Origin of the sequence: Microbacterium sp. 22215 (assembly GCF_052045655.1) — a bacterium.
GTDB classification, from domain to species: Bacteria; Actinomycetota; Actinomycetes; order Actinomycetales; family Microbacteriaceae; genus Microbacterium; species Microbacterium phyllosphaerae.
On sequence record NZ_JBQEPC010000002.1, the window covers coordinates 241,934 to 256,330 of the forward strand.

At 68.6% G+C, this 14,397-nt stretch carries 15 protein-coding genes; 6 read left to right on the forward strand and 9 right to left on the reverse strand.

All coding sequences use genetic code 11. From position 1 onward, the window contains the following. Positions 1-40: 40 nt before the first annotated feature. Positions 41-643 (forward strand): 16S rRNA (guanine(966)-N(2))-methyltransferase RsmD, encoded by a 603-nt coding sequence (gene rsmD, locus ACTJKH_RS04430; RefSeq protein ID WP_440735905.1) that lies wholly within the window; start codon positions 41-43, stop codon positions 641-643. On the opposite strand, the gene thiL is transcribed toward rsmD, so the two are convergent. Then, complete coding sequence (thiL, locus tag ACTJKH_RS04435) at positions 613-1,608, reverse strand: thiamine-phosphate kinase (RefSeq protein ID WP_440735906.1); 996 nt, start codon at positions 1,606-1,608, stop codon at positions 613-615. The two genes, rsmD and thiL, sit on opposite strands and share 31 nt — an antisense overlap. Before the next feature lie 23 nt (positions 1,609-1,631). Between thiL and ACTJKH_RS04440 the strand changes: the two genes are divergently transcribed. Beyond that, on the forward strand, positions 1,632-2,126 hold the full coding sequence (locus tag ACTJKH_RS04440; RefSeq protein WP_440735907.1) for a DUF3515 family protein: 495 nt from the start codon (positions 1,632-1,634) through the stop codon (positions 2,124-2,126). A 76-nt stretch (positions 2,127-2,202) separates the two neighbouring features. Next, positions 2,203-2,832: a hypothetical protein gene (locus ACTJKH_RS04445; RefSeq protein ID WP_440735908.1), complete on the forward strand. Its 630-nt coding sequence runs from the start codon at positions 2,203-2,205 to the stop codon at positions 2,830-2,832. Positions 2,833-2,878: 46 nt separating this feature from the next. Here ACTJKH_RS04445 and ACTJKH_RS04450 read toward each other — a convergent pair whose 3' ends face one another. The 6 genes from ACTJKH_RS04450 to leuC all read right to left on the reverse strand — a co-directional run bounded on the left by ACTJKH_RS04450 (position 2,879) and on the right by leuC (position 9,267). Beyond that, the gene (locus ACTJKH_RS04450) at positions 2,879-3,961 is read right to left on the reverse strand and encodes a D-alanine--D-alanine ligase family protein (RefSeq protein WP_440735909.1); all 1,083 of its coding nucleotides are present in this window, start codon (positions 3,959-3,961) and stop codon (positions 2,879-2,881) included. Continuing rightward, positions 3,867-5,000 (reverse strand): NAD(P)H-dependent glycerol-3-phosphate dehydrogenase, encoded by a 1,134-nt coding sequence (locus tag ACTJKH_RS04455; protein WP_210097789.1) that lies wholly within the window; start codon positions 4,998-5,000, stop codon positions 3,867-3,869. The genes ACTJKH_RS04450 and ACTJKH_RS04455 overlap by 95 nt, the downstream gene beginning before the upstream one ends. Then, positions 4,990-5,745, reverse strand: coding sequence for a lysophospholipid acyltransferase family protein (locus tag ACTJKH_RS04460; RefSeq protein ID WP_440735910.1), 756 nt, complete (start codon positions 5,743-5,745; stop codon positions 4,990-4,992). The genes ACTJKH_RS04455 and ACTJKH_RS04460 overlap by 11 nt, the downstream gene beginning before the upstream one ends. 5 nt (positions 5,746-5,750) lie before the next feature. Further along, positions 5,751-7,118: a UDP-N-acetylglucosamine 1-carboxyvinyltransferase gene (gene murA / locus ACTJKH_RS04465; RefSeq protein WP_210097787.1), complete on the reverse strand. Its 1,368-nt coding sequence runs from the start codon at positions 7,116-7,118 to the stop codon at positions 5,751-5,753. Positions 7,119-7,183: 65 nt separating this feature from the next. After that, positions 7,184-7,783 (reverse strand): 3-isopropylmalate dehydratase small subunit, encoded by a 600-nt coding sequence (leuD, locus tag ACTJKH_RS04470; RefSeq protein WP_341957272.1) that lies wholly within the window; start codon positions 7,781-7,783, stop codon positions 7,184-7,186. After that, positions 7,783-9,267 (reverse strand): 3-isopropylmalate dehydratase large subunit, encoded by a 1,485-nt coding sequence (leuC, locus tag ACTJKH_RS04475; protein ID WP_440735911.1) that lies wholly within the window; start codon positions 9,265-9,267, stop codon positions 7,783-7,785. The genes leuD and leuC overlap by 1 nt, the downstream gene beginning before the upstream one ends. A 188-nt stretch (positions 9,268-9,455) precedes the next feature. Between leuC and ACTJKH_RS04480 the strand changes: the two genes are divergently transcribed. Together ACTJKH_RS04480 and ACTJKH_RS04485 are read left to right on the forward strand one after the other, a co-directional pair. Then, a complete protein-coding gene (locus ACTJKH_RS04480) occupies positions 9,456-10,751 on the forward strand; it encodes an O-acetylhomoserine aminocarboxypropyltransferase/cysteine synthase family protein (protein ID WP_440735912.1) in 1,296 nt (431 codons plus the stop codon). Next, positions 10,748-12,061 (forward strand): LLM class flavin-dependent oxidoreductase, encoded by a 1,314-nt coding sequence (locus ACTJKH_RS04485; RefSeq protein ID WP_440735913.1) that lies wholly within the window; start codon positions 10,748-10,750, stop codon positions 12,059-12,061. The genes ACTJKH_RS04480 and ACTJKH_RS04485 overlap by 4 nt, the downstream gene beginning before the upstream one ends. A gap of 15 nt (positions 12,062-12,076) precedes the next feature. Here ACTJKH_RS04485 and ACTJKH_RS04490 read toward each other — a convergent pair whose 3' ends face one another. Then, the gene (locus ACTJKH_RS04490) at positions 12,077-12,574 is read right to left on the reverse strand and encodes a DUF427 domain-containing protein (protein ID WP_440735914.1); all 498 of its coding nucleotides are present in this window, start codon (positions 12,572-12,574) and stop codon (positions 12,077-12,079) included. Positions 12,575-12,610: 36 nt separating this feature from the next. Between ACTJKH_RS04490 and ACTJKH_RS04495 the strand changes: the two genes are divergently transcribed. Next, positions 12,611-13,204, forward strand: coding sequence for an LON peptidase substrate-binding domain-containing protein (locus tag ACTJKH_RS04495; RefSeq protein ID WP_440735915.1), 594 nt, complete (start codon positions 12,611-12,613; stop codon positions 13,202-13,204). A gap of 12 nt (positions 13,205-13,216) precedes the next feature. On the opposite strand, the gene ACTJKH_RS04500 is transcribed toward ACTJKH_RS04495, so the two are convergent. After that, entirely contained in the window at positions 13,217-14,221 is a 1,005-nt protein-coding gene (locus ACTJKH_RS04500; protein WP_440735916.1) for a TerC/Alx family metal homeostasis membrane protein, read from the reverse strand. Positions 14,222-14,397 lie beyond the last annotated feature (176 nt).

A 14,397-nucleotide genomic window follows, 5' to 3' on the forward strand; every position in this document is an offset into this window, starting at 1 on the left:
ACCGACACGGCGTGCGCCTCAGCTGTCGTATCGTGAACGGGTGACGAGGATCATCGCCGGAAAGGCACGCGGAGCGCGACTGGATGTGCCGCACGCAGGCACACGACCGACCAGCGACCGCGTGCGGGAGTCGCTGTTCGGAGCGCTGGAGTCGGCGGATGCGATCGCCGGCGCGCGCGTCCTCGACCTCTACGCCGGATCAGGCGCGCTGGGCCTCGAGACCCTCAGCCGCGGGGCGGCCAGCGCCGATCTCGTCGAGATGGGCCGCGAGGCGGCAGCCGTGGTCCGCCGCAATGTCGCCGTCCTCACCAAGGCCGGGCTGCCCACCGCCCGTGTGCATCAGAGTGCGGTGCGGGCTTTTCTGCAGCGCACGACCGGCCCGTACGACCTCGTGTTCTCGGACCCGCCCTACGACCTCGAGGACGATGCGATGACCGCCGATCTCGTCTCCCTCGCGCCTCTGCTCTCCCCGGACGCGCTCGTGATCATCGAGCGCGCGCGCCGTTCCACGCCGCCCGATCTCGCCGAGGCAGGGCTCGACCTGATCCGTGAGAAGACCTACGGCGACACGACGCTGTGGTGGGCTGAGCCCGCACGGCCTGCGGACGAGTATCAACCCGTCGTCGAGTCCCAGTCCCGATAGGGATCCCACCCGGACACGTCGGCGGGAGCACCGTCGACGAGCAGATCATGCTCTCCGCGCGGGGCGACTGCACCGATGACGCGGAACCCCGGAGGCAGGATTCCGGCCGGGAACGTCGCCAGCAGAGCGTGGTCCTCTCCCCCGGCGAGGGCGCGCATCGGGGCCTCACCGAGAGAGGCCGAGTCCAGGGCGATCGTCACCTCGGATGCCGCAGCCATCCGCCGTGCGTCGAGCGCGAGCCCGTCGGAGATGTCCATCATCGCCGTGGCGCCGGCCGTGGCGGCGAACGGACCGAGACCGATGGGCGGCGACGGGCGCAGCTGTGCGGCCAGCGCAGCACTCTCGCCGGCGGCCAGCGCTGCGGCATCCACCGGAACAGGCTGATCGCCCTCGCGGAACCTGCCGAAGAGCACCGCGAGGCCCTGCGCGGCGTGGCCGAGTTCGCCGGCCACCGCCACGACGTCTCCGATGCGGGCACCCGAACGGGTGACGGGAGCACGGTCTTCGAGGTCACCCAACGCGGTCACGGCGACGGTGAGCACGTCGGAGACCGTCAGATCGCCGCCGACCACCGCGCACCCCGGAGCGAGTGCGGCGCATGCCTCACGGAAGCCGTCGGCGAGCCGCTCGACGAACGAGAGTCGAAGATCACGAGGAACCGCCAGCGCCACCAGCAGAGCGGTCGGACGAGCACCCATGGCCGCGACGTCGGCGAGATTCACCGCGGCGGCCTTCCAGCCGAGGTCGTACCCCGACGACCACGCGAGCCGGAAGTCCGGTCCGTGCACGAGGGTGTCGGTCGTGGCCACCACCGACCCGGAGGGCGCCGCGATCACCGCCGCGTCGTCGCCCGGTCCGATCAGCGCGTGCGTGGCCTGCGCGGTGCGCGCGAGGATCGCTCGCAGGATCTCCCCCTCGGACAGCTCGCCGAGGGTCGGATCGTCGTCGCGGGGTCGGGAGGGCATGCAGTCAAAGGTAGCCTGGAAGCATGCCCCGCTTTCGCCGTCTCGCCGTCATCGCGGGCTCGCTGGCCCTCGTCGCGGCTCTCTCGGGATGCTCGACCACCGTCCATCTGGAACCCGCCGAGGATGCGAACGATCCCGCGTGCGCGGAGGTGTCCGTGCTGCTCCCCGATGCGGTCGGCGACCTGGACCGCGTCTGGACGGATGCTCAGGCGACCGGCGCCTGGGGAGAGCCGACCGTGGTGCTCCGCTGCGGCGTCGAGCCCCCGGCGCCTTCCACCGACGTGTGCACGACGATCGGGAGCGTCGACTGGCTCGTCCTCGATCAGGAGGAGGAGCGCCAGCGTCTTGTGACCTACGGCCGCGACCCCGCGGTCGAGGTGATCATCCGGCGCGGCGAGGAGATCGACTTCCGCACCGTGGTGGAGAGCCTGTCGACGAGCATCCAGTCGGGTCTCGCCCCGGCCACCGCACGCTGCACCGACCGCGTACCCACGGAGGACGGCTCCGACGAGGGCTGAGCGCATCCGCTCACGGAACCGCCGACGCGCGGAGCCGGCCCCGCCGACGCCTCGAGGCAGCCCCTAGACTCGCGGCATGAATCCCAACCCTGCCGGCAGAGCATCCGTCATCGCAGCGATCATGGTCGGAGCGGGGGCGCTTCTCAGCGGCTTCGCCGGATTCCTGTTCGTGATCTGGGGCGTACCGAACCTCCCGCGCACGATGATCCTGCAGGATCCGATCGGCTTCGCGCTGCGACCCCGGCCGATCCCTCTCGCGGTCGTCGCCATGTTCCTGGCGCTCATCGTGATCGTCGCGCTCACATGGTTCTTCGTCCGGCTCGTGGTGCGGAGCGCCCTCCCCAAACGAGGCGCCGCAGTGTTCTTCGGCACCTGGGGCGCGGTCATCATCGCATCGTGGATCGCGGGCATGGTGCGCGCGCCGTTGGCGATCTCGGCGCTCGGCATCCCGTCGGAGCAGTCCGAGATCCTGATGGTGCAGGGGTTCCAATTCGTCACCGCTGGTGCCGCCTGGGGCTTGACCTGGGGCTGGATCACAGCGCTCGTGGTCACCCTGATCCATCGGTCGGCGCCCGCCCCTGAGCACGTCGAACGGGAAGCATCGAGCAGCCACCCGGCGACGACGGCCTACCCGTACCCTCCGCAGGCAGGCGAGGCGACGCAGACGAGCACGTCGTACCCGCCCCGGCCGCCGCACGCGGGCTAGCCGTCACCCGGGCAGCGTCGCGGCCGAGCAGCCGCGACGCTGACTGTCAGCGGCGGAGACCCGCCTCGATGAGCTCGGAGATGAGGTCGCCGTAGCTGAGCCCTGAAGCGACCCAGCACTTGGGGAACATCGAGATCGGCGTGAAGCCGGGCATCGTGTTCAGCTCGTTGACGACGAGTTCGCCTGAGGGGGTGAGGAACATGTCGACCCGGGCGAGGCCACGCCCGTCCACGGCCTCGAACGCGCGGATCGCGGCGTCCTGGATCGCGGCGATCTCGGACTCCTCGAGCGCGGCTGGGCACACGACATCGACTCCGTCGCCACCGAGGTACTTGCCCTCGAAGTCGTAGAAGCCGCGGGAGGTGAGCACGATCTCTCCCGGGAGCGACGCGCGTACGCCGTCGGCACCCTCGAGCACAGCGACCTCGATCTCGCGACCGACCACGCCGGTCTCGATGAGGACCTTGTCATCCTCGGCGAAGGCGATCGCGAGCGCCTCATCGAGCTCGGCAGGCTGCTCGACCTTCGAGACGCCGACGCTCGATCCGGCCCTCGCGGGCTTCACGAACAGCGGCAGTCCGAGCTCTGAGGCAGCAGCCCGAACGGCATCGGCGTCCTGCGCCCACTGGCGCGCGCGAACCGTCAGCCCTGCGGCCACGGAGAGCCCCGCGGCACGCAGCGCGATCTTCATGAAGTGCTTGTCCATGCACAGAGCGGAGTCGAGCACACCGCCGCCGGCGTACGGGACCTCGAGCGTGTCGAAGTATCCCTGGATCGTGCCGTCCTCGCCGTGCGGACCGTGGAGGATCGGCAGCACGATGTCGATCTCGCCGAAGCTCTCCGTATCGCCGTCGGGGCGCACCACGCGCAGGGTCCGGTCGCCGCCCGGCTCCGGCCAGAGCACGCGGCTTCCGTTGTCGGCGACCTCGGGAAGATGCGCGGCATCCAGCGGGAACTTCGCCGGGTCGTCGTCTTCGAGGACGAACGCACCCTCACGGGTGATCCCCACGGGGATCACCGCGTAGCGGTCGCGATCAATCGCGCCCAGCACTCCGCCCGCCGTTGCGGAACTGATCGAATGCTCGCTGGAGCGCCCTCCGAAGAGCACCACCACCGTCTGCTTGTCCATGGTTGGTCCTCTCACCCTGAGGGGTGTCGTCGTCCGTCGTCAGGTGGGGTGCGATGTCGCGCGGGTTCATCTTCCCGTCGAGCACCATCTTCACCTGTTCGACGATGGGCATGTCCACCTCGGACTCGCGGGCGAGCTGCAGCACCGGCGCGACGGACGCGAGGCCCTCAGCGGTCTGCTGCATCTGCTTCACGACATCCTGGAAGCTGTATCCCTGGCCGAGCAGGCGCCCGGCCGTGTTGTTGCGGCTGAGCGGCGACTGGCAGGTCGCGATGAGGTCGCCGAGCCCGGCGAGACCCTGCAGGGTCTCGGGCTGTGCGCCGTTGGCGACCGCGAAGTCGGTCATCTCGACGAGTCCGCGCGTGATGATCGACGCCTTCGTGTTCTCGCCGTACCCGACGCCGTCGACGATTCCGATCGCGACGGCGATGAGGTTCTTCAGCACTCCTCCGAACTCCGTGCCGATCACATCGGTGTTCACGAAGGTGCGGAAGTAGCTGTTGCGCGCGGCCCTGGCGACCTCTTCGGCCGTCTCCTGGCTGCGAGACGAGATCACTGCGGCGGTCGGCTGCTCGCGGGCGATCTCGAGCGCGAGGTTCGGGCCTGAGGCGACCGCGATACGGTCGGGGTCGCAGCGCAGCTCCTGCTCGATGACCTGGCTCATACGGAGCCCGGTGGTGCGTTCGACACCCTTCATCAGGCTGACGATCTTGGTGTCGCTGTCGGCGAGCAGCGGGCGCAGAGCCTTCAGATTCTCCCGCAACGACTGGCTCGGCACCGACAGGTAGACCTGATCGACGTCGCGCATCGCGATGGCCAGCTCGTGCGTGGCCGCCATCGTGCGAGGCAGGTTGATTCCCGGCAGGTAGCGCGAGTTGCGCTTCGCCTCGTCGATCTCGTGGGCGAGCTCGGCGCGCCGGGCCCACATCGTGACCTGCGCGCCTCCGTCCGCGAGGATCTTGCCGAAGGTCGTACCCCAGCTGCCTGCGCCGATGACGGCGACGCGGGGGCCTGCGGCGACGTTGCGTTTAGGAGTCAAGGCGACCCGTCTCCTTCTGTCCGTGCGACGTCGGATTCCAGCGCTCAGCCGGAGCCTTCTCGTCGCGCAGCTCCTCGAGCAGCGCGGTGATCGCGTTCATCAGACGGGTCGTCGCCTCGTTCAGCGCCGAGGCCTCTCCGGCGCGCCCGCGGAGATCGGAGACATCGATCGGGTCCCCGACCACGACATCGACCCGCTTGCGCAGCGGCCAGAGGCTCAGGCCCTTCTGATAGCGCCCCATGATCTCCTGCGTGCCCCAGTGGGCCATCGGGATCAGCGGGATGCCGTCGGCCAGCGCGAGCCGCACGGCCCCGGACTTTCCCCTCATCGGCCACATGTCAGGATCGCGCGTGAGCGTCCCCTCGGGGTACACGATGACTCCCCGACCGTGCTCGACCAGCTCGGCGGACTGCTTGAGGGTCTGCTTGGCCGCGGATGCCGATGACGAGCGCGCCACCGGGATCATCCCCGTGCGACGAAGCACCCAGCCCAGCACGGGGACCTTGAACAGGCTCTCCTTCGCCATGAACCGGGGTGCACGCCCGATGCGCCAGACCGCGAGAGCCACGATCAGCGGATCGAACTCCGAGTAGTGGTTCGGTGCGAGAACGAAGGCCCCCTCACGCGGAAGCTTCTCTCCCCCGGTGACCCGGACCTTCGCGAGCAACGACACCGCGGGGATGACGATCGCCGCGACGGGCCAGAAAAGGCTCGGGCGCGTGGTCTCCGTCGAACGGGAACCCATCGGCGTCACCGGATGACGTCGAAGTCGGCGCCCACGGCGTCGAGCTTTGCGAGGAACTTCTCGTACCCACGGCTGAGGATGTCGACTCCAGAGACCTTCGACTCGCCCTCGGCCGTCAGCGCCGCGATGACGTGGCTGTACCCGCCGCGCAGGTCGGGAACGACGATGTCGGCGGCGTGCAGCGGGGTCGGCCCGGTGATGACGGCCGCCTGCTCGAGGTCACGGCGCGGCACGCGACGGGGTCCGTCCTGCAGCCCGCGCGGGTGCACGACGATGTCGGCGCCCATCTTGACGAGAGCGTCCGTGAACCCGAGACGGTTCTCGTACACGGTCTCGTGCACCACAGAGCGTCCCTTGGCCTGGGTGAGTGCCACGACGAGAGGCTGCTGCCAGTCGGTCATGAAGCCGGGGTGCACATCGGTCTCGACGACGACGGGCTTGAGCTCTCCGTCGCGGCGGAAGAGGATCCCGTCCTCCTGGATGTCAAACCATCCGCCTGCCTTGCGGAACACGTTGAGGAACGTGAGCATCTCCTGCTGCTTCGCTCCGCCGACGAAGATCTCGCCGTCGGTCGCGAGTGCGGCGGAGGCCCAGGATGCCGCCTCGTTGCGGTCGAAGATCGACCGGTGGTCGTAGCCGCGGAGCTTCTCGACGCCCTCGATGAGGATGACGCGGTTCGGCTCGTACGAGATGATCGCGCCCATCTTCTGCAGCACGGCGATCAGGTCCATGATCTCGGGCTCGATGGCCGCGTTGCGCAGCTCGGTGGTGCCCTCGGCCCGGACGGCCGTCAGCAGCACCTGCTCGGTCGCGCCGACGCTCGGGTACGGCAGGTGGATGTTCGCGCCGTGCAGACGAGCGCCGCCGGTCGAGAGGCGGATGCCGCTCGGCAGCTTCTCGACGATCGCGCCGAACTTGCGCAGCGCGTCGAGGTGGAAGTCGATGGGCCGGTCGCCGATGCGGCATCCGCCGAGGTCGGGGATGAATGCCTGACCGAGACGGTGCAGCAGCGGGCCGCAGAAGAGGATCGGGATGCGCGATGCACCGGCGTGGGCATCGATCTCCTCGAAGTGCGCGGACTCGACGTCGCTCGGATCGAAGACGAGGGCACCGGGCTCATCGCCGTCGGAGACACGGACACCGTGCACCTCGAGCAGCGAGCGGACGACCGCGACGTCGCTGATGGCGGGAACGTCTCGCAGGACGCTGACGGTGTCTCCGAGCAGCGAGGCCACCATCGCCTTGGTCGCGAGGTTCTTCGCTCCCTTGACGTCGACGCGGCCGCGCAACGGGCGCCCTCCGCGAATGGCGAGGACGTCTCCGGTGAGTGGGGGGACTCCGTCCGGAAGAGCGTCGCGCACAGGTGTCGTCATTCGGAGCCTCACTTCATTCAACGGAATTCGGGGCGGGGTCGCCCTCGGCTCCCCCGCCCCGCCGTTCACTGCTGAACGGGAAGGGTCCGGGGCCGCCACGACTCGCGACGGGCCTCGAACTGCGCGATCTTGTCTTCGTTGCGCAGCGTGAGCCCGATGTCATCGAGCCCTTCGAGGAGCCGCCATCTAGTGTAATCGTCGATCCCGAGGTCAGCCTGGATCTCACCGATCGAGGCGGTTCGCGCCTCGAGGTCGACCGTGATGGATGCCCCGGGATTCCGGTCGATCTCGGCCCAGATCCGCTCGAGATCCTCTTCCGAGATCGTCGCGGCGAGGAGTCCCTGCTTGCCCGAGTTGCCCCGGAAGATGTCCGCGAAACGCGGACTGAGGACCACCGAGAAGCCGAAGTCGCGCAGCGCCCACACGGCATGCTCGCGACTGGATCCGGTGCCGAAGTCGGGGCCCGCGACAAGGACGGATGCGCCCTGGAAGGCAGGCTGGTTGAGCACGAACTCAGGATCCTGACGCCAGCCGTGGAACAGCGCGTCCTCGAATCCGGTCTTCGTGACCCGCTTGAGGAACACGGCCGGGATGATCTGGTCGGTGTCGACGTTCGAGCGCTTCAGCGGAGCGGCGATGCCCGTGTGAGTGGTGAACTTCTCCATCAGAGTGCTCCGTTCGTTCCGGCTGCTGCGGAGGCCGTCGCAGGCACCGCATCCAGGTCGCTGGGGCTCGACAGCGTGCCGCGGATCGCGGTGGCTGCGGCGACGAGCGGCGACACCAGGTGCGTGCGTCCGCCCTTGCCCTGTCGACCCTCGAAGTTGCGGTTGGAGGTCGATGCGCATCGCTCCCCCGGTGCGAGCTGATCGGGGTTCATCCCGAGGCACATCGAGCATCCGGCGAATCGCCACTCCGCACCGAAGTCCGTGATGATCTTGTCGAGACCCTCGGCCTCTGCCTCCAGCCGCACCCGGGCGGAGCCGGGGACGACCATGACGCGCACGCCGTCGGCCTTCTTCTTGCCTTCGACGATCGATGCGAACGCGCGGAGGTCCTCGATGCGGCTGTTCGTGCACGAGCCCATGAAGACGGCGTCGACCGGAACCTCTTTGAGGGGCGTTCCCGGGGTCAGCGCCATGTACTCGAGGGCCCGCTCGGCGGCCGCGCGCTCGTTGGCGTCGGCGATCTCGGCGGGGTCGGGCACTGCGGCCGACAGGGAGCTGCCCTGGCCCGGGTTCGTGCCCCAGGTCACGAACGGCTCGAGCTCGTCGGCGTCGATGAAGACCTCGGCGTCGAACGTCGCGCCTTCGTCGGTGGGGAGCGTGCGCCAGTAGGCGACCGCGTCGTCCCAATCCTGACCCTTGGGGGCGTGCGGGCGCCCCTTCAGGTACTCGAAGGTCGTCTCGTCCGGGGCGACCATGCCCGCGCGGGCACCGGCCTCGATCGACATGTTGCAGATCGTCATCCGCCCCTCCATCGACAGCGCACGGATCGCGCTGCCGCGGAACTCGAGGACGTAGCCCTGGCCGCCACCGGTGGTGATCTTCGCGATGACGGCGAGGATGATGTCCTTCGCCGTGACGCCGGGACGCAGGGTGCCCTCGACGTTGATCGCCATCGTCTTGAACGGCTTCAGCGGCAGCGTCTGGGTCGCCATCACGTGTTCGACCTCGCTCGTGCCGATGCCGAACGCCATGGCCCCGAAGGCGCCGTGGGTCGAGGTGTGGGAATCACCGCAGACCACCGTGATGCCCGGCATCGTGAGTCCGAGCTGCGGTCCGACGACGTGCACGATGCCCTGCTCGGCGTCACCGAGCGAGTGCAGGCGCACGCCGAACTCGGCGGCGTTGCGGCGCAGCGTCTCGATCTGTGTGCGGCTCGTCAGATCGGCGATCGGCTTGTCGATGTCCCACGTCGGGGTGTTGTGGTCCTCGGTCGCGATGGTGAGGTCGAGTCGGCGCAGGGGGCGCCCCTCGGAGCGCAGACCGTCGAACGCCTGGGGGCTGGTCACCTCGTGGACCAGGTGCAGGTCGATGTAGATGAGGTCCGGCTCGTCGTTCTCGCCCTTGACGACGAGGTGGTCGTCCCAGACCTTCTCGGCGAGGGTTCTGCGGCGTGCGGGAGCAGAGTCTGCTGCGGGCATGTTCATTGCGTTTCTCCTGAAGCTGGCGGGTCGGCCCACGTTGGACTCCGCGACGAGGAGGGGCTCAGAACGAGGTCTCGTCGCGGCCGCTAAGAAGGAGCACGATCCGCATGACGTCAGATTACCACCGCTTCAGCGGACGGAGTCGCCGCGTGACACGCTACTGTCACCCGCACCTTCGAGAGGCACCCCGCATGACCGACGACACCACCGGCTTCGCCACCAAGGCGGTCCACGCCGCCCGGAATCAGGGTGTGGCGTCGTCCAGGGCGACTCCGATCTATCTGACCGCCGGCTTCGAGTTCGACGACTTCGACCACGCCGCGGACCACTTCGGCACGGGCGCGGGTTTCGGCTACACACGCACCGGCAACCCGACGGTGCACGCGGTCGAGCGGCAACTCGCCGCGCTCGAGTCCGGTGCGGATGCGGTGCTCGTCGCCAGCGGCCAGGCGGCTGTCGTCACCGCGCTCCTGACGGTGGCGGGAGCCGGAGACCACATCGTCTCCTCGACGCACATCTACGAGGGCACCCGCGGGCTTCTCCTCGACAACCTCGCACGACTCGGCATCGAGGCGACCTTCATCGACGACATCGGCGACCCGGAGGCGTGGCGCCGGGAGATCCGTCCGAACACGAGGGCTCTGTTCGCGGAGTCGATCGCGAACGCCCGCAATGACATCCTCGACATCGCAGCCGTGAGCGCCGTGGCCGATGACGCCGCGATCCCCCTCATCGTCGACAACACGCTCGCCACCCCGTTCCTCGTCCGTCCGATCGAGCACGGCGCCGCGATGGTCGTGCATTCCGCATCGAAGTTCCTCGCCGGCCACGGCTCGGTCCTGGGCGGGGTCCTCATCGACGACGGTCGCTTCGACGCGGCGAAGGCGGGGCATAACGCACCGCATCTGGTGCTCCCCGGCCGCGGCGGCTTCCCCAGCGTCGCCGCACGGCACGGCGGGAAGGCACGCATCTCGTACGCCCGCGAATCCGTCGCGCCCCGCTTCGGTGCATCTCCGTCTCCGCTCAACGCCTTCCTGATCGGCCAGGGAGCGGAGACGCTCGGGCTTCGCGTCGAGCGGCAGTCCCGCAACGCGCTCGAGGTGGCACGCTGGCTGGCCGCGCAGGATGCGGTCGAGAGCGTCGACCACGTCGGCCTCGAGACTCACCCCGATCACGCTCTCGCTCAGAAGTACCTGCACGGCGGCTACGGCTCCATCTTCACGTTCACCCTCCGCGGGGGGCTCGACGCGGCACGCGACTTCGTCGAGAGCGTCGAGGTGTTCACCCACATGACGCACATCGGCGATGTCCGCTCGCTCGTGCTGCACCCGGGGACGACCAGCCATTCCCACCGCACACAGGAGGAACGCGACGTCCTCGGCGTGCAGCCGGGAACCCTGCGTCTCTCGATCGGGATCGAAGACGTCGCGGATCTCCTCGCGGATCTCGCGCGCGTGCTCGAGCCCGCGCGAGAGGCCGTCGCATGAGCAGGCCGCAGCACTTCGGATGGTTCCTGGCGCGCGGCTTCGGTCCGCAGGGCTGGGGATACCCGTCACTCGACTGGGATTACGACTGGACTCGCCCCGAGATCTACCAGGAGGCGGCTCGCACTCTGGAACAGGCCGGGTTCGACCTCGTCATCATCGAGGACGCCCCCTCGCTCGGCTCCCCTGAGACGCTCGATCTGCGCATCCGCCACGCGTTCGGCGGGCCCAAGCACGATCCGCTTCTCCTTGCGCCCTACCTCTTCCAGGCCACCCGCCATCTCGGAGTCGTGCCGACCGTCAACCCCGCTGCCTACCTGCCGTACACGGCGGCGAGGCAGTTCGCGACCCTGCAGCACCTCAGCGCGCACCGCCTCGGCCTCAACGTCGTCACCGACACCGGCAGCGCCCGCCACTTCTCGGCTGCCGAGCAGCTGGGTCACGACGCCGCGTACGACCGCGCCGAGGAGTGGCTCGCAGGCATCCGTGCGCTGTGGCGGAGCTGGGACGACGGCGCGCTGGTGCAGGACCGCGAGACCGACGTGTTCGCCGACGGATCGAGGCTGCGTCCCGTGCGCCATCGTGGCGAGCACTTCGCGTTCGACGGCCCGTTGAACGCGGTGCCCTTCACAGACGGCGAACCCGCGATCGTCTCCCCCGGCGGATCCGGAAGAGGACTCGGCTTCGCCGGCGCGAACTCCGACGTGCAGCTCGCTCTGGCCCCTCTGGATGAGGCATCCGTGCGGGCCTATCGGGCGAAGATCCACGACGCGGCGATCGCGGCGGGCCGTTCGGCCGCCGACATCACCATCCTGTTCGCGATCCAGCCGGTCATCACCTCGTCGCCGGAGGAGGCGGATCGCATCGTCGCCGCATCCGCCCATCCCGACGACGCGGCCCTGGTGCAGATCGCTCGCAAGCAGTCGAGTGATCTCGAGACCGATCTGACCGCGCTCGACCTCGATCGACCGCTCGATCTGTCGATCTTCGGGGAGCATGTCTCGCGCGGCAGCATCCAGCGCCTGATCGGGGACCGAGGCGAGGATGCTCCGCTGCGCGCCCACCTCACGGCGCTCGCCCGCACCGGCCGGATCACCGACCGATCGGGATTCGTCGGGACCGCCGAGGAGTTCGCCGATCTCATCGAGGAGCTCGGCGACTGGGGCAACGACGGCGTGCTGCTGTGGGGCGACTTCCACCCGGTCACGCTCCATCGCACGCTCGATGAGCTCGTGCCCGTTCTCCGTCGCCGCGGCATCCTGCGCCGCGAGTACGTCGAGGGCGGTCTGCAGGCCAACCTGCGCGCGTTCTGAGCGAGCGCCCAGGGCTCACCAGCCCATCGAGCCCGGCACTCCCTTGAACGGCCCGACGACGGTCGACGTCACCCACCCGCCGTAGAAGCCACCGGGCTGCGGGACGACGACCTCTCCACCGACCGTGCACTCGTCCATCGGTCCGGCATACACCGCGACCCGGTCGGACAGAGCCTCGAATCCGCGCGTCGGATGCGGGTAGTTCCATGCCGCGCCCGCGGCCACCAGGGCGCCGCCGCGCACATCGAGATAGCGTGCCGCACCCTTGAACTCGCAGAACGACGAACCGGGGGCATCCGAGAGCGCTCCGTCGACGAAGTCGGCGATCGGCAGGTAATAGACAGGAGGATGACTCGTCTCGAGCACCCGCACCGCATCGGACGTGTCGGCGACGAGTTCACCGCCGAGACGGATGGTGACGCGCTCGGCCACCCGCTCGACCCGCGGTGGCCGCGGATAGTCCCACACGGACTCCTGGCCGGGGGCAGGTGTGATGGCGTCTGGTCTGCGCATCTGTTCACTGTACGTCCCGCGGTGTTGACTGGGGTCATGGCCGCACGACCGATGTTCCCGCTTGGCTCGGTGCTGTTCCCGCACACCCCGCTTCTGCTCCGCGTGTTCGAGCCGCGATACCTCACGATGATCGGGCAACTTCTCGACGAAGACGACCCGCAGTTCGGTGTCGTGCTCATCGAACGCGGTCACGAGGTCGGCGGCGGCGACCGGCGCAGCCAGGTCGGCACGCTCGCCCGGCTGGTGAGCGTCTCCGCCGATGCGGACGTGCTCCACATCATCGCGGTCGGCACCGCTCGGTTCGCAGCCGAACAGTGGACGGACGACGCGCCCTACCCTCGGGCCGAGATCTCGCCGCTTCCCGAGCTGACGTGGAACGACGCGCTCACCCCGCTGCGCACCGAAGCGGAGGCGATCGTACGACGCGTCCTCGCGCGCGTCGACGGGCCCTGGGACCCCGAGACTGAGCTCTCCGACGACCCGCTCGAAGCGGCCTGGCAGCTCGCCGCGATCGCACCGCTCGGAGAGTACGACCGATACACGCTGCTTCAGTCGACCACCGTCGGTGCCCTGCTGCGTCAGGTGATCGATCTCACGCTCGACGCCGAGCTGCTGTGGTCGGCGGGCTGAGAGGATCCGCCCCTACTCGACGATCGCCGTCTTCTTCGCTGCGGACTTCTCGCGCGATGCCGCGATGAGGCTCGCGACGGTCGCGACGGTCATCGAGACGACGATGACACCGAGCGAGACGAGGTTGTCGATGTCCGGCACCCACTCGACATGCTCACCGCCGTTGATGAACGGCAGTTCGTTCTCGTGCAGCGCGTGCAGGATCAGCTTGACTCCGATGAACCCGAGGATCACCGCGATGCCGTAGTGCAGGTAGCGCAGGCGGTCGAGCAGGTCTCCCAGCAGGAAGTAGAGCTGTCGCAGGCCCATCAGGGCGAAGATGTTGGCCGCGAAGACCAGGAATCCGTTCGTCGTGATCTCGAAGATCGCCGGGATGGAGTCGATCGCGAAGATCAGGTCCGTCACGCCGATCGTGATGAACACGATGACCATCGGCGTCCACATCCGCTTGCCGTCGACCGTGGTGCGCAGCTTCGAGCCGTCGTAGGTCTCGCTGATGTCGATGCGGCGACGCAGCAGCCGGACGATGAAGTTCTCGCGCTTGACGTCGTCGTCGTGCTCGCCCTCGGGCATGGCCTGCTTGATCGCGGTGTAGATGAGGAACGCGCCGAAGACGTAGAAGATCGGCGAGAAGTGCTCGATGACGGTCACGCCGACGAGGATGAATGCGCCGCGCAGCACGAGCGCGATGATGATGCCGACCATCAGCACCTGCTGCTGGAGGCGTCGCGGCACCGCGAACTGCGCCATGATCAGCACGAAGACGAAGAGGTTGTCGATCGAGAGGCTGTACTCCAGCGCCCATCCGGTGATGAAATCGCCCGCATTGCGCCATCCGGCCACGTTTCCGAGGAGAACCGCGAACAACAGCGCGAGCCCGACGTAGAAGACGACCCAGAGCGTCGACTCCCTGGTCGAGGGGATGTGCGGACGAAGACGGATCAGGAGCAGGTCGCCGATCAGGATGATCGTGAGGACGATCATCGAGGTGATCTCGAACCAGACGGGGATGTCCACGGGCGCTGTGCACCTTTCGGGAGGGGTCGGAAGAACGCCGAAAGTCTCTCCCACGCACAGAGTGCGTCGCACGACCGGAGCAGCGATGTCGGTGCTCGTGATGACGGTGGATGCGCTTGCGGGATACTCCCTCTCGCATCACCGATTCTAGCGGAGCGCAGACGGACGATGGATGT